The organism is Halorussus gelatinilyticus, assembly GCF_023238445.1.
Classification (GTDB): Archaea; Halobacteriota; Halobacteria; order Halobacteriales; family Haladaptataceae; genus Halorussus; species Halorussus gelatinilyticus.
Genome location: NZ_CP096658.1, coordinates 2,701,455 through 2,724,016, shown reverse-complemented (window position 1 = coordinate 2,724,016; position 22,562 = coordinate 2,701,455). Strand labels below are relative to the sequence as shown.

The 22,562-nt window shown below is 65.6% G+C and carries 19 protein-coding genes and 2 tRNA genes; 2 read left to right on the top strand and 19 right to left on the bottom strand.

Annotation, left to right across the window (positions count from 1 at the left end; translation table 11 throughout):
* Positions 1 to 112 precede the first annotated feature (112 nt).
* From M0R88_RS14040 to M0R88_RS14005, 8 genes are all read right to left on the bottom strand, one after another.
* Positions 113 to 1,477, bottom strand: coding sequence for an ABC transporter ATP-binding protein (locus tag M0R88_RS14040; RefSeq protein WP_248654122.1), 1,365 nt, complete (start codon positions 1,475 to 1,477; stop codon positions 113 to 115).
* The gene (locus tag M0R88_RS14035) at positions 1,453 to 2,598 is read right to left on the bottom strand and encodes an ABC transporter ATP-binding protein (protein WP_248654121.1); all 1,146 of its coding nucleotides are present in this window, start codon (positions 2,596 to 2,598) and stop codon (positions 1,453 to 1,455) included. The genes M0R88_RS14040 and M0R88_RS14035 overlap by 25 nt, the downstream gene beginning before the upstream one ends.
* Before the next feature lies 1 nt (position 2,599).
* A complete protein-coding gene (locus M0R88_RS14030; RefSeq protein WP_248654120.1) occupies positions 2,600 to 3,559 on the bottom strand; it encodes an ABC transporter permease in 960 nt (319 codons plus the stop codon).
* A 2-nt stretch (positions 3,560 to 3,561) separates the two neighbouring features.
* Positions 3,562 to 4,548, bottom strand: coding sequence for an ABC transporter permease (locus tag M0R88_RS14025; protein ID WP_248654119.1), 987 nt, complete (start codon positions 4,546 to 4,548; stop codon positions 3,562 to 3,564).
* Between the two features lie 193 nt (positions 4,549 to 4,741).
* On the bottom strand, positions 4,742 to 6,769 hold the full coding sequence (locus M0R88_RS14020) for an ABC transporter substrate-binding protein (protein WP_248654118.1): 2,028 nt from the start codon (positions 6,767 to 6,769) through the stop codon (positions 4,742 to 4,744).
* Between the two features lie 143 nt (positions 6,770 to 6,912).
* Complete coding sequence (locus M0R88_RS14015; RefSeq protein WP_248654117.1) at positions 6,913 to 7,191, bottom strand: hypothetical protein; 279 nt, start codon at positions 7,189 to 7,191, stop codon at positions 6,913 to 6,915.
* Positions 7,192 to 7,244: 53 nt separating this feature from the next.
* Complete coding sequence (locus tag M0R88_RS14010) at positions 7,245 to 7,940, bottom strand: type 1 glutamine amidotransferase domain-containing protein (protein ID WP_248654116.1); 696 nt, start codon at positions 7,938 to 7,940, stop codon at positions 7,245 to 7,247.
* Positions 7,941 to 8,246: 306 nt separating this feature from the next.
* A tRNA-Met gene (locus M0R88_RS14005) sits at positions 8,247 to 8,321 on the bottom strand.
* A 192-nt stretch (positions 8,322 to 8,513) separates the two neighbouring features.
* Between M0R88_RS14005 and M0R88_RS14000 the strand changes: the two genes are divergently transcribed.
* The gene (locus M0R88_RS14000) at positions 8,514 to 10,931 is read left to right on the top strand and encodes a DUF2298 domain-containing protein (RefSeq protein WP_248654115.1); all 2,418 of its coding nucleotides are present in this window, start codon (positions 8,514 to 8,516) and stop codon (positions 10,929 to 10,931) included.
* 29 nt (positions 10,932 to 10,960) lie between these two features.
* Here M0R88_RS14000 and M0R88_RS13995 read toward each other — a convergent pair whose 3' ends face one another.
* The 6 genes from M0R88_RS13995 to M0R88_RS13970 form a co-directional block, all read right to left on the bottom strand.
* On the bottom strand, positions 10,961 to 11,203 hold the full coding sequence (locus tag M0R88_RS13995; RefSeq protein WP_248654114.1) for a DUF7576 family protein: 243 nt from the start codon (positions 11,201 to 11,203) through the stop codon (positions 10,961 to 10,963).
* A 44-nt stretch (positions 11,204 to 11,247) separates the two neighbouring features.
* Positions 11,248 to 11,559 (bottom strand): DdfA family disk-determining factor, encoded by a 312-nt coding sequence (ddfA, locus tag M0R88_RS13990; RefSeq protein WP_248654113.1) that lies wholly within the window; start codon positions 11,557 to 11,559, stop codon positions 11,248 to 11,250.
* Positions 11,560 to 11,677: 118 nt separating this feature from the next.
* Positions 11,678 to 14,983, bottom strand: a complete 3,306-nt coding sequence (locus M0R88_RS13985; RefSeq protein WP_248654112.1) for a PAS domain S-box protein — start codon at positions 14,981 to 14,983, stop codon at positions 11,678 to 11,680.
* 212 nt (positions 14,984 to 15,195) lie between these two features.
* Positions 15,196 to 15,744, bottom strand: a complete 549-nt coding sequence (locus M0R88_RS13980) for an iron transporter (protein ID WP_248654111.1) — start codon at positions 15,742 to 15,744, stop codon at positions 15,196 to 15,198.
* 243 nt (positions 15,745 to 15,987) lie between these two features.
* Positions 15,988 to 16,058: transfer RNA gene (locus M0R88_RS13975), tRNA-Gly, on the bottom strand.
* Positions 16,059 to 16,195: 137 nt separating this feature from the next.
* Positions 16,196 to 16,849 (bottom strand): class I SAM-dependent methyltransferase, encoded by a 654-nt coding sequence (locus tag M0R88_RS13970; RefSeq protein ID WP_248654110.1) that lies wholly within the window; start codon positions 16,847 to 16,849, stop codon positions 16,196 to 16,198.
* A 109-nt stretch (positions 16,850 to 16,958) separates the two neighbouring features.
* On the opposite strand from M0R88_RS13970, the gene lipP1 reads away from it, so the two are divergent.
* Positions 16,959 to 17,903 (top strand): LipP1 family hormone-sensitive lipase, encoded by a 945-nt coding sequence (lipP1, locus tag M0R88_RS13965; RefSeq protein ID WP_248654109.1) that lies wholly within the window; start codon positions 16,959 to 16,961, stop codon positions 17,901 to 17,903.
* A 164-nt stretch (positions 17,904 to 18,067) separates the two neighbouring features.
* Here lipP1 and M0R88_RS13960 read toward each other — a convergent pair whose 3' ends face one another.
* The 5 genes from M0R88_RS13960 to M0R88_RS13940 are packed head-to-tail and all read right to left on the bottom strand — an operon-like array spanning position 18,068 to position 22,535.
* A complete protein-coding gene (locus tag M0R88_RS13960) occupies positions 18,068 to 18,922 on the bottom strand; it encodes a thioredoxin domain-containing protein (protein ID WP_248654108.1) in 855 nt (284 codons plus the stop codon).
* Positions 18,888 to 19,640, bottom strand: a complete 753-nt coding sequence (locus M0R88_RS13955; RefSeq protein WP_248654107.1) for an ABC transporter ATP-binding protein — start codon at positions 19,638 to 19,640, stop codon at positions 18,888 to 18,890. The genes M0R88_RS13960 and M0R88_RS13955 overlap by 35 nt, the downstream gene beginning before the upstream one ends.
* Positions 19,637 to 20,395, bottom strand: coding sequence for an ABC transporter ATP-binding protein (locus M0R88_RS13950; RefSeq protein ID WP_248654106.1), 759 nt, complete (start codon positions 20,393 to 20,395; stop codon positions 19,637 to 19,639). The genes M0R88_RS13955 and M0R88_RS13950 overlap by 4 nt, the downstream gene beginning before the upstream one ends.
* Complete coding sequence (locus M0R88_RS13945; protein WP_248654105.1) at positions 20,395 to 21,603, bottom strand: branched-chain amino acid ABC transporter permease; 1,209 nt, start codon at positions 21,601 to 21,603, stop codon at positions 20,395 to 20,397. Before M0R88_RS13945 ends, M0R88_RS13950 begins: the two co-directional genes overlap by 1 nt.
* Positions 21,600 to 22,535 (bottom strand): branched-chain amino acid ABC transporter permease, encoded by a 936-nt coding sequence (locus M0R88_RS13940; RefSeq protein WP_248654104.1) that lies wholly within the window; start codon positions 22,533 to 22,535, stop codon positions 21,600 to 21,602. The genes M0R88_RS13945 and M0R88_RS13940 overlap by 4 nt, the downstream gene beginning before the upstream one ends.
* Positions 22,536 to 22,562: the final 27 nt, after the last annotated feature.

Genomic DNA, 22,562 nt, shown 5'->3' with positions numbered 1-22,562 from the left:
CTCTTGAATAACATAAGCGTTTTCGATACCGGCCGACGGAGTGGCGAAACCCGAAAAGGAGTTTGCGCCGAACCGCGCTCGGTCGTCCGTGGTCGTCCGTGGTCGTCCGCGGTCAGTCGTCCGCGCTCGGCGCTTTCCGCGTTTTCCGGGACTCGCCCTCGTAGAGGTGACACGCCGTTATCTGCGGTCCGGCCTCACGGAGGTCGGGGTGTTCCTGCTCGCAGATAGTCTCGAACGCGCCGTCGAGCACGTCGCGCGCACCGTCGTAGTCCTCCTGTACGACGCGCTCGGCGGCCTCCCGGAGCGTGCTCTCCGCTTCACGCGGCAGTTCGAGCTGGTCCGGGTCGATAGTCGTCCCGCTCCGACTCGCGGGGCGATGCTCCTCGGGGACTTCGAGCGATAGGCCGTGTTCGAGCAGTTCCTCGGCCGCGCGACCGGTCGCGGTCTCGCCGCTGGTCTCGACGTCCTCCGGGCCGAGGTCCCCGGTCAACACCTTCCGCTTGAACTGGAACGCCCGCCGGAACGCGGGTTGGCCGCCGGTCCAGTCCTGTGGCGGGATAATCTTCGAACACCGCGGGTGGAACCGACAGCCCGAGGGCGGGTTCCGCGGATTGGGCACCTCGCCGGTCACGTTCGCGCGCTTGCGCTCGGCGTCCGGCGCGACCTCCGGTACCGCGTCGAACAGCGCCTCGGTGTAGGGGTGTTTTGGATTCATCACCACCTCCTCGGTCGGCCCCTGCTCGATGAGGTCGCCCAGATACATGATGGCGGTCCGGTCGCACATGTACCGGATGAGCGAGAGGTCGTGGCTGATGAACACGTAGGTCAGACCGTACTCCTCCTGTAGCTCCTTCATCAGGTTCAGCACGCCCGCCCGGATGGACACGTCGAGCATCGAGACGGGTTCGTCACAGACCACGAAGTCGGGGTTGACCACCAGCGCCCGCGCGATGGCGACGCGCTGGAGTTCGCCGCCCGACAGTTCCTTGGGGAACTCGTTGAGGTACGCCTCGGCGGGCGAGAGTCCGACCTCGTTGAGGACCTCGATGACGCGTTCGCGGCGCTCGTCGTACCCGCCGTACATGTCGTTGATGCGGAGCGGTTCGACGACCGACTGGAAGACGGTCATCCGCGGGTTCAGGCTCTCGAAGGGGTCCTGGAATATCATCTGGACCCGCTTGCGGAACTTCTTCTCCTCGTCGTTGGACATCTCGGTGATGTCGTTGCCGTCGAAGTGGATGCTCCCTTGGGTCGGTTCGTAGAGTTGGACGAGCAACTTGCCGAGGGTGGTCTTGCCACACCCCGACTCGCCCGCGATGCCCATGATGTCGCCCTCGTTGATGGTGAACGACACGTCGTCTACTGCTTTCACGGGCGACGGCTCGTTGCCCATCAGGCGGTCCATTACCCCCTGAGACATACCGAACCACTTCGAGAGATTCTCGACTTCGACTAGTGGGTCTGCGTTTCGGTCCATGTTTCCTCCTGAGCTGCGTCTTCGCGCATTCGTTCGAGTTCGTTCACTCGGTAACACGCCGACCGGTGCGCGTGGCGGTCGGCGGCTTCGGTTCGCGTCCCGTCCTCGGCGGCGGCGACGTCGTACATCGGCGGATGCTCGGTGTGGCACTCGTCCACGACGAACGGACACCGGTCGGCGAACCGACAGCCCTTACCGGGGTCCAGCAGGGTTGGGGGCGACCCCGGAATCGAGACCAGTTGGGTCTGTTCCTGCTTGACCGTCGGGAAGGAGTTCTTCAACCCGAGCGTGTAGGGGTTGGCCGAGCTTTCGAGGACTTCGTGCTTCGGGCCGCTCTCCATCATCTTGCCGCCGTACATCACGCCCAGCTTGTCGCAAATTTCGGCCATAACGCTGATGTCGTGGCTGATGACCAGGATGGAGACGTCGAACTCCTCCTGTAGCTCCTCGATCTCTTCGAGGATGCGGTCTTGGATGATGACGTCGAGGGCCGTCGTCGGTTCGTCGGCGATGAGCATGTCCGGGTTGCACGCCATCGCCATGGCGATGACCGCGCGCTGTTTCATCCCGCCGGAGTACTCGTGGGCGTAGTCGTCGGCCCGCTCGGGTTCGATACCGACCCGTTCGAGCAGGTCGCGGGCGCGGGCGTCGGCCTCCTCGCGGGTCGTGTGCGGTTCGTGTCGGAGGATGGCCTCGATGATCTGGTCGCCCACCTCGTAGACCGGGTTCAAGGCGTTCATCGCGCTCTGTGGAATCAGCGCGATGTTTCGCCACCGGATGTCCCGGATGTCTTGGTCGTCCAGTTCCGTGAGGTCGGTCATCCCGTCCTCGCGGACGGGGTACTGTTCGTCGTCGATGACTTCCCGTCGGGGGTCGCCGTTCTCGTCTTCCCACTGGGGAAGCGTTCCGTCGAACCAGACTTCGCCGCTCTCGACGTAGCCGTTCGCGTCGAGCAACTGAATGAGCGACTTGCCGAGGGTGGTCTTGCCACACCCCGACTCGCCGACGAGACCGAACGTCTCGCCGTGTTCGACGCTGAAGTTCACGCCGTCTACGGCGTGGACCTTCGACTCGTCGGCGTCGTAGCGCACCGAGAGGTCGTTTACTTCGAGTAGTGACATGTTAGCTGTCCTCCTGCGGATTGGTCACGTCCTCCATCGAGAAACCGATGAAGTAGAACGCGGCCGCGATGAGCATGATGCAGATGCCCGGCGGGATGAGCCACCACCAGGCATCGAAGACGTACCCGTTCGACTTGATGTTCTGGAGCATCAGTCCCCACGAGTTGGCGGTGAAGTCCGCCAGTCCGAGGTACGCGAGCGACGCTTGTGCGAGGATGGCGGACGCGGCGTCCTGCGCGAGGAAGACGAACGCCAGCGGCAGGACGTTGGGCATGATGTGTCGGAACACGATGCGCGTGTCGCTCGCGCCCGCGACCTTCGCGGACTCGACGTACGAGCGCTCCTTCAGCGAGAGGGTCTCGCCGCGGATGACGATGCAGTTGTTGAGCCACGACGTAACCGCGATGCCGAGAATGATGTTCGTCGTCGTGATGCCTCGAATCGCCACGAGGACGATGAGGAACGGCAGGAACGGCAGGCCGTACATCACGTCGACGACGCGCTGGATGGTCTCGTCTATCCACGTGTTGCCGTAGAACCCGCTGATGAGTCCCAGCGGGACGCCAACCAGACTCGACAGCAGACCGGCCGCGAAGCCGATGTACAGCGCGTCGTCGGCCGCTCGGACGATGAGCGTCAGGATGCCCTGTCCGACGTAGTTCGTGCCGAGCGGTGCCCAGAACGGGTCGCCGAACGCCGGCGGATGCGGGAGCGACTCGGCCTGCTCGGCCGTGAGGCGTCCGGCTTCGGTGCCCAGATACGCGCGCCACTCCATCGAGTGAGGTGCGAAGAAGTCGGGGAAGAGCGCCCAGAGGATGAACATCACCATGATGATGATGCCCAGCACGCCCATCCTCTCCTGCGTGAATCGGTCCCAACCGCGACGGAACCGCTCGATACGAGGTCGCCAGCGCTCCTTCAGTGAGTCGATCTGTGAGGAGCTTTCGGTTTCCGTAGACATTGTTAGTCACCCCCGAACTTGATTCGCGGGTCCAGATACGTGTACGCGATGTCGGTCGCGAGTCGCATGACGACGATAAGGATGGCGAGCATGAAGAACGCGGCCTGCGAGACGGGGTAGTCTCGGCTCAGGACCGAGGTGACGAGTACCTGCCCCAGCCCCGGCCAACTGAACACGTTCTCGATGATGACGCTCCCGTTGAGCAGGAACGCGAGACCGACGATTGCTTGGGTCGCCACCGGAATCAGCGCGTTTCGGGCCGCGTGCTTTATCATCACGGTTCGCTCGCTGAGTCCTTTCGCCTGCGCGAGGAACACGTAGTCCTCGCTGGTGACGTTGTTCATCGCGGGGCGCATGACCAACATCGCACCCACCCACGAGACGAACGCGATACTGACGAGCGGAAGCGTGATGTGCTTGAGTACGTCGGTGATGATGTTCACGACGGTCCAGTCGAATTCGGCGAACTTCGTGAACATGTACGTGCTGGGGAACCACCCGAGTTCGTAGTTGAACAGCCAGATGACCAGCCACGCCAGCCAGAACGCCGGCATCGAGTACACCGCGAGGCTCGACGTGAAGATCGTCTTGTCCTTCCGGGTGCCGCGCCACCAGCCGAGGTACATTCCGACGAGCGGGCCGACGATAAACTGGGCGATGAACGCCGCGCCGAAGAGGACCAGCGTCCGCGGGAAGCGACTGATGATGACCTCCCAGACGGGTGCCTTGTACGTCGGCGAGCGGCCGAAGTCGCCGGTCTGATAGTTGATCATGAACTCGATGTACTGCCGCCAAATCGGCTCGTTGAGGCCCCAGGTCTCTCGAAGCTGCTGGATGTCCGCCTGATCCAGCTCCGGGGTGATCATCGTCGAGATGAACGAACCCGGCATGCTCCGGATGAGGACGAACAGCAGCGACATGATGACAAGCAGGGTCAAGTAGGAGACAACCAACCGCTTGCCGAGGTATCGTGCGCTAATTCTTGTCATAGTTTGTATTCGGTTGCTGTGTGATTACTTCCTTCAATCGCGACTCTGGCAAATACGTGATGTTCATGGGGGAGGTTCGTTATCAATGTGATGATTTACCACGGCACAGAACCCCTTCAAACGCCTACTCGGTAGTACTTACTTCGTAGGCACGTCGGGCGAAAACGAAGATCGAGCGGCGGTCGCCCGGTCGTTACTTCTTCAGGTGGATGTTGTTGATCTCCGAGCCGAACGAGGCGTACGGCGGGTCCACGAGATTCGAGATGAATCCACCGAACTTCTCGTTGTTGACCGGCCAGCGCATCTTGGCGTAGTCCATCAGGTAGTACGGCATGTCGAGGTAGATCTTCTCCAGCGCCTTCGCGGTGGTCTTGTTACGCTTCTTGGGGTCAAGCTCCGTTCGTGCTTTCGACAGGAGGTCGTCGGCACTCCCGCCGGAGAGACCGTAGCCGGTGGAGTTGTACATGAAGCTGTCCTCGTTGCCGTCCGAGAGGTCGTCGGCCTGATCGCTGTGGAAGAACGAGTAGGCCGAACTGCCGAACGGCCCGGTGCCGCCCCAGCCCATCGGGTAGATGTCGAAGTCTTCCTCGTAGTAGACCTTCGAGGACATCGTGTTGAACGACAGCGCCTGGGTCTTCACCGGGATGCCGAGCTTCTTGAGGTTGTCGACCCACCGCTGGATGGCCTTGGCCTCCTTCGGCGTCTTCTTCGGCGGGTCGATGAACATCGTGATGGCGTCGCCGTCCATGACCTCCGGGATCGTCTTGCCGTCCACTCGAATCTCCTTGTCCGCACCGTCGAAGTCCTTGAGGACCTTGGACTTGACCGGACCGAACGTGTAGTCGTACTTGGCTTTCGACTGACTCGCGCTGATGCCCGAGAGGCTGCCGGGGTACTTCTTGCCGGCGTAGGTCCCCGACGATCCGTCGATGACCTGTCCACTGGTGAGGAACTTCCGGACGGCCTTTATGTCCGGTGTCGCCCCCTCGGTGTTCCGGAAGTCGAAGGCGTTGGTCGCCGGGTGGGTTGAGACTTGGTCTTTACCCGCGAACTGGTAGTCGGGTCGCGGCTTGGCGTACCCCGGCGTCTGGGCGAAGTCGCCCTTGATGGCGTAGCCCTGTTGGAGGCGCTGAATCCAGAAGTGCTCGTCGAACATGAACGACATCGCCTGCTTGAGGCCCACGTCGTCGAGGGGCTTGCGGCGAACGTTGAAGCCGAAGTAGGAGAATCCGCTGCTCGTACCGTTGACGAGCTTCATGCCCTTCTTCTTCTTGACCTCCGACATCTTCGAGGTCTTCATCGATCCGTAGTGAGTGTCGATGCCGCCTTGCAGGAAGGCGTTCGTCATCGCCGTCCTGCTCCCGTAGACCTTGAAGTTGATCTTGTCGAGGAACGGACCGCCGGCGATGACCTGGTCGTGTTCCTTCTTCCAGTCGAGGGTACTGAGGGTCTCGAAGTAGTTGTCGTGGTCGAAGACGACCTGCATCGAGGTGTCGGGGTCGAACTTCGTGAGGTGGCCCGGACCGAGACCGACGGGGCCGTTGTCGTTGGCCTCCATCGGGTTGTACTTCTTGTAGTCCTTCCCCTCCCACTTGTGCTTGGGAAGGAGCGGTAGACCGCCCACGATGTCGGACTCCCAGTAGCCGATGGGCTTCGACAGGTCCACGCGGAAGTCCCACTTGTCCTTCGAGGACTCCGCAATCTTCTCCATCGGATCGACGATGGAGGCGTAGTTGCCCGGCTTGTTCTCCATGCAGTACCGGTACGTGAACAGGACGTCCTCCTTGGTGAAGTCCTCGCCGTCGTTCCACTTCAATCCGTCCCGCATGTTGAAGTAGACGCTCGGCTTGTCGCCCTTCTCGATGGTCCAGTCCGTGAAGACGTTCGGAACGACTTCCTGCGTGACGGGGTCGAGTTCGTTACCGAACTCGTAGACTCGATACAGAGCGACGCCGGCGTAGACCGAACTGCTGGTCAGGATGTTCGACGTGTCGGGTTTGGCGGCCATCCCGTAGACGAACGTCCCGCCGCGGGTGATGTCTTCCGCGACCTTGTCGCCCTTCGTCGGCGTCTGCTCTTTGGTACTCGTGTCCTGGTTGGTGTCACTGCCGCCGCCGCTACAGCCAGCAAGAGAGAGGGCAACGGCACCAGCACCACTCGCTTTCAGGAACTTCCGTCGGCTATCGTTCGTACCATCCGATTGGTTGCGCCGGTGTGGCATACCAATGTGGTATGCAATCATGCATTTAAATCTACTGATTGGGAGGTGACGGTAGAGTAACAACAGGATAAATAGTGGTATAGACCAATTCGAGGGCGAGCGCGTCGTTCGGTTGGCCGGTCAAACGTCGATTAGAAACCGTATTATCCGCCTAACCCCTCACCGTGGAGACCCATATATCCGAAGTAGACTGTCGCGGCGACGGCCATCGTGGCCATCGTTATCCAGAGCCTCGGCGAGAGCGGACTTGGATGCGACTGCGCCCAGAAGATGCTCAGCACCGACCATAGCGTAGCGACGGCGAACGCTATCATCATGATCCACGTCCCGAGCAGTCTGTCGTCTCGCCGGGCCGCCACGAGCGCGGCGGTCATCAGGAGTCCGGCGATGATTGCGAGAACTCCGCGAGTGTCTAACGCCATCGTACTCTCGTCTATCGGTGGGGAGACTCGGCTGATAAAAGTGTGTGTTCGCGCTACGCGGGCGGTGCGACGCCGAGTGCCTCGATGAGCGCCATCACGCCCTCGTGAGACGACTCCGGTCCGCGAGCGGTGATGAGGTCGCCGTCCACCGTGACGCTCGCGTCGGCGTCGAGTTCCGCGTCCCAGTTAGCGCCCGCGGCTCTCACCTCGTCTTCGACCCAGTACGGGAGTTTCCGGCCGTCGGGCATCAGGTCGTGGTCGTCCACGATGTCTTCCTCCCACTCGTTCGGGAAGCCGGTCACGTCGCGGCCCTCGACCAGCATCCCGCCGTCGCCGTCGCGCGTGAACGCCAGCAGACCGACCGCGTGACAGACGACCAGCGCCTTCCGGTCGTCGTCGCCCTCGACCGCCTTCCGGAGGAGCCGGCGAGCGTGTTTGTCTTGATTGACGTCCCAGTTGGTCCCGTGGCCGCCGGGGAACACCACGGCGTCGTACTGGTCGGCGTCGGCCGTGGCTATCGGTTTCGGGTTCTGGAGTCGCTGGTCGTTCCGATGCACTTCCTTGACCCACTCGGCGGTCTCCTCGCCCACGTTCTCCGGGTCGATGGACCGGTCGTCTACCACCGGTTTGTTCCCGCTCGGCGTCGCCACGTCCACGTCGGCGTCGGTGTCCGAGAGCGTCTCCAGCGGGTCCACGCATTCCTCGCCCCAGTACCCCTCTTCGCTAACTACGAACAGTACCGAAGTCATCGTTGGACGTTGTCCCGCGACAGTGAATAAAGCCGCGGCCGAGAGCAACTCATTCGGTAGTTAATTTTCGCACGCACCGACGGCCGACCCCGACCGGAGACCTGTGTGGACAAAAATCGTTGCAAATTGGCGGACCGGCCGAGCGACGCGACCGGCCTATTCGACCAGAGGTGAGACGGTGACACGTTCGACGGTCGAGTTTACGCTCTCGATTCGTTCGTTAGTCCGAATCCACTTCGAGGCATCGTCGGAATCCGACGCTCGGGTTCGCTACGCTCACTGCTCGGGCGTTGGATTTTGGAAAAGTAGCGGGAGGTGGATTTGAACCACCGGTCTGCGGGTTATGAGCCCGCCGGAATCTCCTGGCTATCCCATCCCGCTACCATATCGTAACGCCGACCGACAGATAAGGATTGTGATTCGGTAGCCGTATGCGAATTTTTCTCGATACCGGCAGTCCGACAGCGCCCTCACAGTCGTCCCCGGTGGAGACCCGTCACGCCTCCGGCGAACGCCGCTTCGAGGGGTTCGAACCCCAAGATGTTTATCGCTCGGTCGCTCGCCTATAATCCGATGGAGTACGCGCTCGTCCTGCTGTGGTTCGTCGTCTATCAGGCGCTCGCGTTCGCCGCGCTGCCGCTCGCGGCTCGACTATTCCCCGACTTCCCGGACCGAGGGGCCGCGTTCGCCCTCCCCGTGGCGCTGACCGTCGTGACCGTGATCGGCTACTGGGTCGGCCACCTCGGGTTCGGTCGGTGGACTGCGTTCCTCGCCGTCGCTGTCCTCGCCGGCCTCTCGGCGGTCGTCCTCTGGAGCGACCGGTCGGTCCGGGTCGATTCGGACGACTCCGAGCGAGACGGCGGACGGTTCGGCGGGGACGCGCTCCCGCTTCGCACGTACGCGGAAACGACTCTCGTCTTCGCCGTAGCGTTCGCCCTGCTCGTCGCGGTCCGGGCGGTTGACCCGGCGCTCCAACCCGGCGGCGGCGAGAAGTTCCTCGACTTCGGCATCTTCAAGTCGCTGTTGCGGGCCGACGTCCTGCCTCCACAAGACATGTGGTGGGCGGGCGACCACGTCCTCTACTACTACGGCGGTCACCTCGCGTCCGCCCTCCTGACCCACCTCACGGGAACCGAAGGCCAGTACGCCTACAACCTCGCGCTCTCGGGGTTCTACGCGACGCTCGTCACCGTCGCGTACGGACTCGCGGGCGCGCTCGCGGACGCTCGTGGGGCCTCCCGACGCGTCGGCGGCGCGCTCGGAGCCTTCTTCGTCGGCTTCGCGGCCAACCTCGTCACTGCGGTCACGGGACTCGTCTGGCTCCTGCCCGACGAGGTTGCACGGGACGTCGCCGGTTGGCTGGCAGAACCTATCTCGGACTCGACCTCCGGCAAACTGCTCACGGAGGGGCTGGCCGAGTTCGGCTACTGGGCACCGAGCAGGGTGATTCCCGGCACCATCAACGAGTTCCCCTTGTTCGCGTTCCTCAACGGCGACCTCCACGGTCACATGCTCAGCACGCCGTTCCTGCTTCTCATCGCCGCGCTCGGGTTCGCCTACTTCCGCGCCGGGCCGACCGCGATTCGCCGACGCCGGGCGCTCGTCTTCGGAGCGCTCCCGGTCGTGGTCGGTCTGCTCGGTCTCGTCAACGTCTGGAGTTTCCCGACCGGTCTCGGCGTCGTCTGGCTCGCGGTCCTGTTCTCGCCGGCCGACCCGTTGAGCCTGTTTCCCGGCGTGTCGGCCGACGAAACGGCCGAACCGGTCGCCGACGGCGGCGAACACGACGGGAACCCGAGTGCGACCGCCGGAGAGACCCCGACGCGGACACCCGGCGACCTCCTCGTCGGCGAAGGTCGGCGTATCGCCGGCGCGTTCGCAGTGACGGGCGTCGTCGCCACGGCGGCGCTCGCGTGGGTCGCGCCGTTCGTCTTCGGCATCCTCCTCCAGTCGGCGACCAACCGGAGCATCGGCCTGCTCCCCGAGCAGTCGAGCGCGGTCGGTCTCCTGCTCGTCCACGGGACCTTCCTGTTGGTGTTCGGGGCGTTCCTCTGGCCGCGAACGCGGGCCACGTTCGAGATTCAGCCGGTTCGCGCGACGCTCCTCGCGCTCGCGGTGGCCGTCTTCGCGTGGCGACTGCACTACCCCGTCTTGGTGCTGGTCGTCCCCCTGCTGGTGGTCGGCTGGCTGTTGCTCCGGACCGTCGGCGGCGAGCGAACCGAACGCGGCGTCGGCTACGAGACGGTGCTGGTCGTCGCCGGGGCCGGACTCGTGACGCTCGTGGAGTTCGTCTACGTACAGGACAACGCCATCGGCGGCCGGTTCAACACCGTCTTCAAGGTGTACATGCAGGTGTGGGTCCTCTGGGCGACCGCCGCCGGCGGAGCGCTGGCGAGTCTGGTCGCGTCGGTCGGCCCCGCCGACTGGCGACTCCCCGCGGTCGGCATCGACCGCGAGGGGTTCACGAGCGGCGTCGCGGCGCTACTGGTCGTCTCGACCGCGATGTACGGCGGCCTGGCGCTCGGCGGCCACTTCACCAGCGACTACCACCGCATCGACGACCCGACCCTCGACGGGAAGGCGTTCGTCGAGGACCGCCACCCCGACGAGGCGGCCGCAATCGCGTGGCTCGACAACCGGTCGGACCAGCCCCACATCGTGGAACCGCCGGGACGCGACCCCTACACGTGGGCGAGTCCGGCCTCCTCGCTGACCGGACTGCCCACCGTCGTCGGGTGGGTGTATCAGGAGGGAGTCTACCGCGGGGAGAACGTGTCCAAGGCGCGGGCCGAAGAGGTGGACCTCATCTACACCGGCACGCAGGGGACTCGCGCCAGACTGCTGGAGAAGTACGACGTGCGGTACATCTACGTCGGCCCGACTGCCCGCGAGCGCTACGACGAAGAAGACCTCCGGTTCGGCCAGTACCCCGGCGTCGAAGTAGCGTTCCGCGAGGACGGCGTGATCATCTACGAAGTCACTGACACCGGGTGAGGCCGGGAAAAGCACTACCGCAGACGGACTCAGTCGTCGTCCGCGTACTCGGACCGCCACGAAGTCCGACACGGCTCGCTACAGAAGGCATAGATTTCGACGTCGCCGTCGTCGTCCCGAACGGTCGCGACGGGATGCCACTCCTCGGCGGGAATCCGACCGTCGCAGTAGGTACACCGCTCGTTCATGGCGTCACTCTCGGTCGCTCGACTGTCGGTCGGTCGGCGGCGTCGGTCGGTCGGCGGTCGGCGCGGTTCACGGGTGTCTTGCATCGGTCTCTCGGTCGTCGCCTCGTACGTGCTTCACGTCCCTTCCGCTACGCCTCTTCGTAGCTTCCGACGCGCGCCGTCCCGTCCGCATCCTCTGATATGTCGGCGGTCAGGTCGCGCTCGCTGACTTCGACGTCGCCGCCCCCGGACACGACGACCTCACAACCGGCGAAGGTGAACTCGACGTACCCCTGTGATCGACTTCCCCCTCTGGTCGCGGAGAACAGACGGTCGAGCGCGTCGGGGTCGATGACGTGGTAGAGCGGCCCCACTTCCGTCGGTTCCTTGCCCGTCTCCTCGGCGACTGCGGTGATGACGCGCTGGCTGACCGACTGCGACTCGAACGTTTCTCCGCTCATTGTCTTACTCATTCTGTATCCTATTCTATGGAGTGCCGTACCCATAGGAATTAACGATATATAGATACCCACCGGGAACCGCCGGGTGTTATACATCTAAATTCGGCGCGAGCGGACGTCACTCGTTCTCGAACAGGAGGCCGAACAGCGCGCGTTCGGCGCTCCGGACGTGGCGGCTCACGGTCGGTTGGGAGACGCCGAGCGCCTCCGCGATCTCCTCGGCGGTGCTTCCGCGGGGCCACTCGAAGTAGCCGCCGAAGTACGCCAGTTTGACGACTTCCCGCTGGCGGTCGGTGAGTCGGTCGGCGAGTTCCGCCTCGAAGTCCTGTCTGGTCATCACCGGGTCGTCGCGCTCCCGGCGCGCGACGAGTTCCGCCTCGCCGTAGTAGTCCTCGAAGTGGTTGACGAACGTCCGAACGTCGGCGCGCTGCGGGATTCGAACCACGAACCGGCCCCCGTCTTCGGTCGCCATAATCGTCCGCGGCACCGCTCCGCGGTCCATCAGCGACCGGAGGAAGGTGCGGTCGGCGAGCGTACACTCGAAGAGGCTCGCGTCGTCGCGTTCGGTGACGAGGCGAACGTCCTCTATCCACGGCACGCTATCGGCGAACGCGAGCGTCTCGTCGGGGGTGGCCCCCTCGATGGTGAAGAACGTGTGGAGTCGGCCGTCTTCGCGCTGGACCGCGTTCTGGAACTCGAACTTCGCGCCGGTGTCGGCGGCGAACGCCAAAATCGGACTCTCGGACCCGCGAATCCGGAAGTCGAGTTCTATCGAGCGCTCGCTCACGAGCGCCTGCTTCTGTTCGAGCGCGTTGAGCGCGTAGCCGATGGTGTCGCCGAGTTCCGACAGCACCGCCCGCTCCAGGTCGTCGAACACCCCGGTCTCGTCGGCGTAGACCGTCAGGACTCCGTGGAGCATCTCGTCGTAACTCACCGGGACCGACACGCACGACCGGTAGCCGCGCTTGAGCGCCTGCTCACGCCACGGGTCGAACGGCGGGTCGCCGAGCAGGTCGTTCTGGACCTGCACCTCGCCGGTTCGGACCGCGCGCCCGGCCGGACCGCCGCCCTCCGCGTCGCTCTCCTTCGCAGTCACCGTGACGGCCTCCAGATAGCCGTCCTCGACGCCGGCCCCGGCCTCCGGCCGAATCTCGCCGGTCGCCCGATTGTAGGTCCCGAACCATGCAAACCGGTAGGGACCGGTCTCGGTCAGTCGCTCGCAGACCGCCTGCATCGCGTCGTCCTCTGCGCTGGCTTGGGTCAGCGCCTTCGTGATGTCACGAATCACGCTGTTGAGGCGGTTGACCCGTTCGAGTTCGCGGTTCTTCTCCTGCAAGTCGTTGCGCTGGTCGCGGAGGGTGTCCTCGCGCTCGGCCCGGTTCAGGGCGGTCCTGACGTTCGAACACAGCATGTCCGCGAGCGAGCGGTCGGTCGAGTCGAACCCGTTCGGTTCGGGAGTCGCCGCGAGGAAGACGCCGTACTTACCCAGCGGAACCGCGAGCGCGCTCCCCATCTCGGTGTCGGCGTCGAGTTCGGCGTCCAGATTCTCGAACGCCTTCGTCTCGCTCGACACGAACGCCTGCCACGCCACGTCCTCGGCGTGGCGACCGACGAGCGCGTCGTCTATCTCGCCGTCGGTCCACCGCTGGGCGGTCGCCACGAGTTCGCTCGCCTCGTCGTCGTACAGCGCGACGGTGACGTTCGGGAAGTCGAGCGTCTCGACGGCGGCCTCGACCGCGAGGTCACAGATTTCGGTCGGCGTCTCGGCCTCGGTCAGCGACCGGAACAGTTCGTTGAGCGACGTGAGTTTCCGCTCTCGGCGCTTGCGGTCGGACACGTCGCGGACGACGCCGACCCGACCCGTCCCGGTTTCGAGGGGCAACGACGCGACGCTGGCCTCGATGGGAACCGACTCGCCGTCGGCGGTCGTCATCGTCGCCTCCAGCGTCACTACCTCGTCGCCGGATTCGAGCGCCTCCCGAACGTTCCGCATCTCCTCGCCGAGCGACTCCGCGAAGAACGATTCGGCGCGCCTGCCGAGCAGTTGTTCGCGGGTGTAACCGGTCAGTTCGGCGTAAGCGTCGTTGGCCGCGACGAATCGGCCCTCGGCGTCGAGCGCGTACAGGCCGTCGTCCACCGCGTCGAGCATCGCCTCGGAGCGTTCGAGTCGCCGCTCGCGCTCGCGGCGCTGGAGGACCGTGGTGAGGATGTAGGCGATGGACTGGACGAACTGCACGTCGTAGTCGGCGTACGAACGCGGGTCGGTGTCGTGGGTTCCCAGGATTCCCCACGGGTTTTCCGGCGACCCGATGATGGCGCTGACGCCGCTGACCGCGTCGGCCGAATCGAGCAACCGGTCCCTGTCGAATCGGTCCTCGATCGCCACGTCTTCGACCACGACAGGCTCCTCGGAGAGCAGGGTGTAGCCCGCCTGCGAGTCGCGCTCGGTGCCGATAGTGGCCGCGTTCGCGAGGTCTTCGTCCCAGCCGTACACCGCCCGGACGAGCAGGTCGTCCTCGGCGGAGCGGTACTCCAGCACGCCGGCGTACTCGTTGTCGAGCGCGTCGGCGACGAGTTCGACCGCCTCGTTCATCAGGTCGGCGACCGGCCAGTCCTCCAGCGCGTGCCGGGCGAACGCCGCCAGCGCCTCCTGCTGGTGAATCCGGTCGTGAAGTTCCGACTCCCGGCGCTTGCGTTCGGAGATGTCCCGGACGACGCCGGTGAATCGCGTCTCGCCGTCCACGTCGAGTTCGCTGAACGAGACGCCCAGCGGGAGTTCGGTCCCGTCGCGTCGCTCGCCGGGGAGTTCGAGGTAGTCCCAATCGACGTGGCGCTCGCCCTCGCGGAGGTATCGAGTCATCCCCGAGACGTGGTCGTCGGCGAGTTCGTCGGGCATGAGGACGGTGAGCGACTCGCCGACGAGTTCGTCCGGGTGGTAGCCGAAGATGTCCGCCACGGCGGGGTTGGCGTACCGAACCGTACTCTCGGTGTCGATGACGAGGACGGCGTCCGTCAGGTCCTCGGCGAGCGTGCGGAACCGGTCGCCCTCGACGCCCCCGTCGGACGCGGTCTCGGACAAGACGATTCGCTCGACTCGGGTCGCCAGAATCCGGACGCGCTCGGTCTCGGAGTAGTGGCGTCGCTCGCTCGCGGCGTCGCCGTGGGCGTCGGGCGGGGACGAGGAGACGATTCCGACCCGCACCTCGGTCTCTCGGATGGCCTCCCCGGCGGCGGCCCGGTCCGGAAAATCGGCGTCGAGAACGACGTAATCGATTCGCTCGGCATCCACGACGTCGAGCGCCCGCTCGACGTTCGTGACGAACGAGAACGCGACGGCTGGTCGTTCCTCCTCGAAGAGCTCTTCGAGGCGCTCGCCCGTCGATGCGTCCGCCGTGACGTAGAGGACGCGGACCGGACCCGTCATCGTTGTCCCCGAACACCGTTGGTTCGACCCCGGACGAGGTCGTCGGCCCCGCGCGTCGATAGAGGTCGAAGTTGGATTCAACTTACGTCTTAGGGGGGAAAAACCATGCGGCCCGAACATGTTAACCCCCTACAAGATATTCGGACGCTCTGTGGCGGGTCACGTCAGCCCCACCTGTCGCCAGCTCCGCTCGCCCCGCTCCCCACCTACCGTCAGTCCTGCCCGGTCTCGACGTCTACGTCCTCGAACGTGACCGCGACCGTCTCGCCGTACCGGTCGCCGTTCTGCTCGTCGTGGCGCTTGAACTCGGGCGGTTCGACCCGGACGTCGATGGTGTACGTGCCGTCGCCGGGCACTTCGAGGTCCTTCCCGTAGTGATAGAGACCGGGGTGCCAGAGGAGCGGGAGTCGCGTCGGGCCGACCTCCTCGCCGTCCTCGCTAGTCAGCGTGGCGATGACGGTACACTCGGGGACGAACCGGCCGTCCGCGGCGTCGCAGACCGCCACTTCGAGGTGGCAGTTCTCGTCGTCGGGTTCGACCCACTCGAAGCGACCCTCGTCTTGCAGAACGTACATCCCTTCGGCCTCCTCTTGGGCGAATCCGACGACGTAATCGCCGGCCTCCTGCTTGCCGCCGGTGTGGGCGACTTCCTCGGCCATGTAGTCGAGCGCTTCTCGGTAGGCGTCGCCGGCCTGCTGGGCGAGGTCCAGTTGCGTCTGGTCCACTTCGTCGCTCGTCTGCTTCGCTGGATTGTCTGGCATCGCGGGAGAGAACCACGTGAGCGACGAGAGTAAGAATTGTGGCGGACGGCGCGACCGCCGCCGGGTAGTTCGTCGGAGAAGTGCGCCGGCCGGGACTTGAACCGGAGCCAGACGGTCTCGCTCCCCTCGCTCCGCTCGGTCGCGCGAGCATGCGACTGGCAGGGCGCAAGTCCCTCGAACACGACGTTCCGACTCACGGGCGGCGAGCAGACGAACTGCTCGCCGGGTAGTTCGTCGGAGAAGTGCGCCGGCCGGGACTTGAACCCGGGTCGATGGCTTGGAAGGCCATAGTCATACCACTAGACCACCGGCGCTCGGTGCTACGTTTCTCCGTTCGCCGCCCGGCATTAAGGGCCTTACTGTTTCGGTCGCCGATTCGAGGGCGGCCTGCCGCCGGGGTTCGATTTCTCGGGGTCCCTCTCACGGGGGCGCGCACGCGAGACTAAAAAACTCACTCACCGGCCGGACGCACGACGCCGTAGCAGTTCCCGCTCGACACCTCGAAGTCCACTAGTTCGAGGTCGCTCTCGGCTACGTCGTCGCGGAACTCCGCAGGCGAGTAGATGTGGTAGAACCGCTCGACCGTCTCACCGCCGGGTAGGGTCCAATCGACCGTCGTGTCGAAGCCCTCCGTTCGACCGAACTTCTCGTGGGCGGTACTCCACGCGCTGACGAGCGCACGGCCCTCAGGTACGAGAACGCGTGCGAGTTCGTCTAAACTCCCGACGCGCGCCGCCCGACTCGGCAGGTGGTGGAGCGTGGCGACGTAGACGGCCAGTTCGACGGTCCGGTCGCGGACGGGGAGTCGCGCGGCGTCGGCCTGCACGAGGTCGGCGTCGAAGCCCCGCTCGGCGGCGCGCTCGCGGGCGGTGTCGAGGAGGCCGCGGCTCGCGTCCGCCGCGAGAACGCGGTCCGCGTGGTCCGCCAGCAGTTCGGCGTGGCGGCCGTTGCCACACCCGAGGTCGAGCGCGACGGCGGCGTACGGGGCGTCGTCCACGAACTCCTCGACCTCGGGCCACGCGTACTCGCGGGTCTGCGCGAAGTGGTCGGCGATGTAGTCGTACGTCGCGCGGACCTCGCGGCGTTCCGTCTCCGCGTCTTCCATGTCTTCGGGTGCGTGACGCGCCGTGAAAACGGGTTCGGGTTCCGGTTCGGAGCGATTCCGGGTCTTCCGGAACCGAGGTGCTTAGTTTCGGGTCGCTCAACGATCACGTATGCACGCCGACGAAATCGACCCCCAAGCCTTGGAGGCAGTCGAACGCCAGCAGCGGTTCCCGATGCCACACAGCCACCGCGGTCTCAAACTCCTCCGGCTTCTCAGTCGCGCGACGACGTGGTACCAGAACCGAACCCTCCCGAGCGTCGGGGCGACCATCGACCGGACGATTCCCGGTCCCGCCGGCGACCTCGACGCGCGTCTCTACCTCCCGGACGCGGACGGGCCGTTCCCCACCGTCGTGTTCTTCCACGGCGGCGGGTACGTTCTGGGGAGCATCGCCACCCACGAGTGGCTCTGCCGACACCTCGCGCGGGAGAGCGGTTGCGCCGTCCTCTCCGTCGATTACCGGCTCGCTCCCGAGCATCCGTTTCCGGCGGCGGTCGAGGACGCCTACGCCGCCGTCGAGTGGACCGCCGCGAATCCCGAGGCGGTCCGGGGCGACGGGCGAGTCGCGGTCGCGGGCGACTCCGCCGGCGGGGCGCTGGCCGCCGTCGCCTCGCTCATGGCCGCCGAGCGCGACGGTCCGGAAATCGAGTATCAGGTCCTCCTCTATCCGGGCGTCGGCGTCGAGGACGACCACCAGTCCGTCGAGGAACACGCCGGTCTCGTCCTCTCCGAGGCGGACCTGCAGTGGTTCCGGGAGTGCTACTTCGAGAGCGACGTCCACGAGCGAAACCCCTACGCCGACCCGACGAACGCCGGCGACGTCTCCGGCGTCGCCCCGGCGACCGTCCTTACCGCCGGCTTCGACCCGCTCCGCGACGGCGGGAAGGCCTACGCCGAACAACTCGTCAGCGACGGCGTTCCCACGCGCTACGAGAACTACGAGGACATGGTTCACGGGTTCATGACGTTCCGCGACGTGGACCGCGCTTACGAGGCCATCGTAGACGTCGCCGGCGACCTCGCCGACGCGCTCGCGGTCCGCGGGTCGCAGTGACAGGTAGCCTCGCCCGCGGGAATCGCGTCGCTCGTGCCCGCGGTGACGACGACTCAGCCACTGACGTGGCCTCGCGCCGACGCGTGGGAGTCCGTCGGACTGACACGGCTTACGTTGATACACCTATCTAAAGCAATCCAAAACGTTTCGTTACCGACGGGAAATCAGTCTCCGAAGAACGACGCCGTCCGGTCGGCCACCGCGTCGGCGTCGCTCGCGCAGACCGTCCGGCGGTCGTCGCCGTCCGCCAGCAGGAATCCCGGCGCGGACTCCACGTCGTGGGTCCGGCAGAACGCGACGGCCGACTCGCCGTCGATGCCCGCGACCGCCGCGTCGTCGGGCACCGCGTCGAGGACGGTTTCGAGGTCGTCCTTGACCGCCTCGCAGGGGTCGCAGAACCGCTTCCAGACCGTGACCACCGCTCGGTCGCGGCCCGCGAGGAACGACGCGGGGTCGTCGGTCACGTCCGCGAGTCGGGCCGGGACCGGCGAGTCGGGGACGACCTCCCAGACCATCGCCGCCATCGCGGCGAGGTCGTCGGCCGACGGCGGTTCCGCGGAGCCGTCGCTCGTTCCGTCTGTTGACCGCGATTCCGTGGAATCGCGGTCGGTGGTCGTGGAATCGGCGGGCGCTGGCTCGCAGTCTGCACTCTCGGCGGACGCGGATTCGGAGCCTGCACCGTCGAGGTGCGACCGGACCGCGAGGTAGACCACGAACTCGTCGCGCGAGACGCCCCGGTCGGCGACGAGTTCGGCCGCGGCGTCCGCGTCCGGCAGGCCGAAGGTCGCCGCGACCGCCTCGTGGAAGGTCGCGTCGTCCACGCCGACGTACGAGTCGTGGTAGACGGCGTGGGTGTCGTCGAACTCGTCGGTCGTCCGGACGCCGCCCGCCTCGCCGACCGCCAGCACGTTCGCCGCGACCAGCGCGTCGAAGAGCGCGTTTCGTTCGTCCGTCGATGCGACCGTTCCGCCGCTCGCCTCGGTTTCAGACGCCGAGGTATCGGTCTCTCGTTTCGTCATCCTCTCGTAGTGCGTCCGCGGTTCCCTCGAAGACGATGCTCCCTTGGTCGATGACGTAACACCGGTCGGCGATGTCCATCGCGGCGACGGCGTTCTGCTCGACCAGCAGAATCGTGGTGCCCGACTCGCTGATGCGCCGAATCGCGTCCTCCACGTCGGCGATGATCTGGGGTGCCAGCCCCTCGTACGGTTCGTCCAGCAACAGCAGGTCGGTGTTCTGCTTGAGCGCCCGCGCGATGGCGAGCATCTGCTGTTCGCCCCCCGAGAGCGTCCCGGCCTTCTGTGACTTGCGCTCCCGGAGTCGCTCGAACTCGTCGTACACCTCGTCGGTCGTCATCCCGACGTGTTCGACCTGCACCTGCCCGAGCGACCGTCCGACCGTGTTCGAGCGGTTCTCCGAGACCTCCGCGAGGTGGAGGTTCTCCGCCACGGTGAGGTTCGGAAAGACCCGCCGTTCCTCGGGCACCAGCGAGAGACCCCGCGCCGAGATGTCCTCGGGGTCCATCGCGGTGATGTCCTCGCCCTTGAACCGAATCCGCCCGTCGCGGACCGCCGGCGGGCGCGCACCCGAGACGGACCGGAGCGTCGTGGTCTTGCCCGCGCCGTTGCGCCCCAGCAGCGAGCAGACCTCGCCCTCCTCGACGCTCATCGTCACGTCACGGAGGATGTGGCTCTCACCGTAGAAGGCGTCTACGTCCTCTAATTCGAGGAGCGTCACCCCTCGACACCTCCGAGGTACGCCTCCTGCACGTCGGGGTCGCCCTGCACTTCCTCGGGCGACCCCTCCGCGATGACGCTCCCGCGGTTCAACACGACGATGCGGTCCGAGACGTTGAAGACGACCTCCATGTCGTGTTCGACCAGCAGGATGGTCAGGTCCAACTCCTCTTTGACCTGCTCGACGAGTTTCACCGTGTCGGCGGTCTCCTCGGGCGACATCCCTGCGGTCGGTTCGTCCATCAGCAACAGGTCGGGCTCGCTCGCCAGCGCGATTCCCAACTCCAGCCTGCGCTTGTCGCCGTACGGCAGGTCTTCCGCCGCCACGTCGCGCTGGCCGAGCAGTCCCACCGCGTCGAGCGTCCGGCGGGCCAACCTATCGACCTCGCCGTAGTTGTTGCGGTGGCGCAGGAAGTTGAGCTTGAACGAGCCGTGTTCGGCCGCCAGCGCCGCGATCTGGGCGTTCTCCTCGACCGACAGCTCCGGGAAGATGGAGGCGGTCTGGAACGACCGACTCACGCCCTTCTGGACGACCTCGTGGGGTTCGTCGTGGAGAATCGAGTCGCCCTTGAACGAGATGTCGCCCTCGCTGGCGTCTAACATCCGCGTGACGAGGTTGATGAGCGTCGATTTGCCCGCGCCGTTCGGTCCGATGACCGAGATGGACTCGCCTTCTTCGATTGCGAGGTCCACGTCGTCCACCGCCACCAGTCCGCCGAACGACTTGGTGAGACCGTCGGTTTCGAGGAGCGCCATCAGCGACCACCTCCCAGCCGATTCACTGCGCTCCCGCCGAGTCGCCGGAGCGCGCCCCCGAGGTCCTGGAGGAGGCCCCAGATGCCCCGCGGGAAGAGGACGACGACCCCGACGAAGACGAGGCCCAAGATGAGGTGCCAGTAGGCCCCGAACCCGTCGAGGAGGACGACCGGCTCTTCGACCAGCGTCAGCCACTCGTTCGGCCCGGTGAACGGCAGGGTCAACTGCTGGATGCCGCTGACGATGTTCTCGACGTAGAGGTAGATGCCCGCGCCGAGGATGGGACCGAACAGCGACCCGACCCCGCCCAGCACGGCCATGATGACGACCTCGCCGCTGGTCGTCCAGTAGAACGACGACAGCGGGACGTAGGCGCTGTAGATGGTGTAGAGGCTCCCGGCGACGCCCGCGAACGCCCCGGAGATTACGAAGGCCATCAGCTTGTAGCGCCAGACGTTCAGGCCGACGAACTCCGCGCGCTGGTCGTTCTCCCGAATCGCCCGGAACACCATCCCGTACGGCGAGTGGAGGATGCGGTTGGCGACCGCGACGCACAGCACCGCGACCCCGCCGACCAGCACGTACTTCCACGTCCCGAGCAGCCAGTCCAGCATCGGTACGGGGTACCGAAGGTCGAACACGCCGAACAGCGCGCCGATTCGGACGCCGGTGAAGCCGTTCTCGCCGCCCGTAATCCACGCCAGCGGCGACAGCGCCATGTAGTAGGCCATCTGGCCGAACGCCAGCGTCAGGATGGCGAAGTAGATGCCGCCTCGACGCAGCGAGATGAATCCGAGAATCCACGCCGACAGCGCCGCGAACGACGTGCCCGCGAGGATGACGAGGATGGGGCTGGACGACACCTGCGCGCTGAACACGCCCGCGGCGTACGCCGCGCCGCCCCAGAACGCGGCGTGGCCGAACGAGAGGAGCCCCGTGTACCCCAACAGCAAGTTGAACCCCATGGCGAAGATGCCCCAGATGAGGATGAGCGTCGCCAAGTCCTGATACCCGCGGAACACGCCGCTGACGACCGGCGCGCGGGAGAACAGCCACGGGAAGACCGCGACCGCAACCGTCGTCGCGCCGACCACGAACAGTTCGCTCTCGCGGACGCGCTCCCACGATGGGAGTTCGCGCTGTGTCCGATCGACGACGCTCCCGGTTTCTTCGGCGGCGTCGGGGGTCTCGGTCGGTTCGTCGCTCACGGGGCCACCTCCTCGGAGCCGAGCAGTCCCTGCGGCCGCGCCAGCAGGACGACGGCCGCCAGCACGTAGATGCCGACCTGCGACCACTGGGGCGCGACCGCGACCATGACGGCCAGCGTCTCGCCGATGAGAATCCCCCCGAGGACCGCGCCCGCGATGGAGCCGACCCCGCCGATGACCACGACGAGGAACGACGGCACCAGCACCTCGGTCCCGATATTGGGGTTGACCGCGTACAGCGGCCCGCCGACGACGCCCGCGACGCCCGCCAGCGCCGCGCCGACCCCGAACACCATCAGGTAGGGCCGCGAGAGCTTGATGCCGAGCAGTTCGACCATCTCGGCGTCTCGCGTCCCCGCGCGAACGACCAGCCCGAAGTCGGTGTACTCGATGAGACCGTACACCAGCACGACGATTGCGGCAGTAATCCCGATGATGTAGAGCCGCCACTCGGGGAACGTCCCGATAATCGGGAGCCCGACCTGTCCGCTGGCCCATCCGGGTCGTGCGAAGTTGTAGCTCTGGCCGCCGAACAGAATCTTGAACACCTCCTGAATCACGATTGCCAGCCCGAAGGTCAGCAGAATCTGGTCGGTGTCCGGCCGGTCGTAGAACGGTCGCGCGACGAACCGCTCCATCAGCAGGCCGACGCCGAACACGAGTATCGGGACGATTATCAGGGCCGGCAGAAAGCCCCATTCGAGACCGATGGGCGTGTACCCCCAGTCTGCGAGTTTCCCGTCCGTAACGTTGATTTCGAGCGTGACGAGGAGACCGAGGTACGTCCCGATGAGATACAGCGCGCCGTGCGCGAAGTTGACGAACTTCAAGGTCCCCAAGATGATGGAGAGACCGATGGCGACCAGCACGTAGATAGCGCCCTGCTGAAGCCCGTTCAGCAGGACGGTCAGTACCTCGGCGAGGACGCTCACGGTCTCTCCTCCCGGTCTGTCGTAGTC

Excerpts from the sequence above, each read along its gene's own strand:
- M0R88_RS14040 (WP_248654122.1), bottom strand. The coding sequence starts at position 1,477 with ATGGACCGAAACGCAGACCCACTAGTCGAAGTCGAGAATCTCTCGAAG.
- M0R88_RS14035 (WP_248654121.1), bottom strand. The coding sequence starts at position 2,598 with ATGTCACTACTCGAAGTAAACGACCTCTCGGTGCGCTACGACGCCGAC.
- M0R88_RS14030 (WP_248654120.1), bottom strand. The coding sequence starts at position 3,559 with ATGTCTACGGAAACCGAAAGCTCCTCACAGATCGACTCACTGAAGGAG.
- M0R88_RS14025 (WP_248654119.1), bottom strand. The coding sequence starts at position 4,548 with ATGACAAGAATTAGCGCACGATACCTCGGCAAGCGGTTGGTTGTCTCC.
- M0R88_RS14020 (WP_248654118.1), bottom strand. The coding sequence starts at position 6,769 with ATGCCACACCGGCGCAACCAATCGGATGGTACGAACGATAGCCGACGG.
- M0R88_RS14015 (WP_248654117.1), bottom strand. The coding sequence starts at position 7,191 with ATGGCGTTAGACACTCGCGGAGTTCTCGCAATCATCGCCGGACTCCTG.
- M0R88_RS14010 (WP_248654116.1), bottom strand. The coding sequence starts at position 7,940 with ATGACTTCGGTACTGTTCGTAGTTAGCGAAGAGGGGTACTGGGGCGAG.
- M0R88_RS14000 (WP_248654115.1), top strand. The coding sequence starts at position 8,514 with ATGGAGTACGCGCTCGTCCTGCTGTGGTTCGTCGTCTATCAGGCGCTC.
- M0R88_RS13995 (WP_248654114.1), bottom strand. The coding sequence starts at position 11,203 with ATGCAAGACACCCGTGAACCGCGCCGACCGCCGACCGACCGACGCCGC.
- ddfA (WP_248654113.1), bottom strand. The coding sequence starts at position 11,559 with ATGAGCGGAGAAACGTTCGAGTCGCAGTCGGTCAGCCAGCGCGTCATC.
- M0R88_RS13985 (WP_248654112.1), bottom strand. The coding sequence starts at position 14,983 with ATGACGGGTCCGGTCCGCGTCCTCTACGTCACGGCGGACGCATCGACG.
- M0R88_RS13980 (WP_248654111.1), bottom strand. The coding sequence starts at position 15,744 with ATGCCAGACAATCCAGCGAAGCAGACGAGCGACGAAGTGGACCAGACG.
- M0R88_RS13970 (WP_248654110.1), bottom strand. The coding sequence starts at position 16,849 with ATGGAAGACGCGGAGACGGAACGCCGCGAGGTCCGCGCGACGTACGAC.
- lipP1 (WP_248654109.1), top strand. The coding sequence starts at position 16,959 with ATGCACGCCGACGAAATCGACCCCCAAGCCTTGGAGGCAGTCGAACGC.
- M0R88_RS13960 (WP_248654108.1), bottom strand. The coding sequence starts at position 18,922 with ATGACGAAACGAGAGACCGATACCTCGGCGTCTGAAACCGAGGCGAGC.
- M0R88_RS13950 (WP_248654106.1), bottom strand. The coding sequence starts at position 20,395 with ATGGCGCTCCTCGAAACCGACGGTCTCACCAAGTCGTTCGGCGGACTG.